Here is a 421-nt window from a genome sequence, read left to right as displayed (position 1 = left end):
ATTTCCAGCATGATGACCACCAGCAGGCTCTTGCCATCTTCCTTCAGCGGCAGCTGCCACACGATGTCGTTGCTGCGCTTGCGCAGGTGCGGGCCGAAGTATTCCGAGCCCAGCATCTGCGCCTTCTCGAAGTTCAGCAGACCTGCCAGATCCATCCCTTCGATTGGGTCGATCAGGCCGCTGATGAGATGCTCCATGACCAGCCGGTTCGAGAACAGTTTCTTGAACGCCGCGTCATACGGTATCCGTTCGGGTTTGTTCATTGGTCTTCCGTTTTTGAAGACGAGCAGCATCCCTGGCGGGAGCTTCCCGTCAGGGTTGAGTTTGCTCTTGCGAGCGCCAATGCTGATTCGTCTTCCAACAGGCCAGCGACCATTTTGAACTCAGTGCATTACGCAGCTGAACAACAAACCTGTTTTCC

At 55.3% G+C, this 421-nt stretch carries 1 protein-coding gene; it reads right to left on the bottom strand.

What is annotated here, in order from left to right:
- On the bottom strand, positions 1-263 hold a 263-nt coding region (locus OX89_RS08925), incomplete at its 3' end, for a hypothetical protein (RefSeq protein WP_047350356.1).
- Positions 264-421 lie beyond the last annotated feature (158 nt).

Origin of the sequence: Diaphorobacter sp. J5-51 (assembly GCF_001023515.1) — a bacterium.
GTDB lineage: Bacteria > Pseudomonadota > Gammaproteobacteria > Burkholderiales > Burkholderiaceae_C > Diaphorobacter > Diaphorobacter nitroreducens.
Note: the sequence above shows the minus strand (reverse complement) of the source record. Positions and strands in the feature narration are given on the sequence as shown.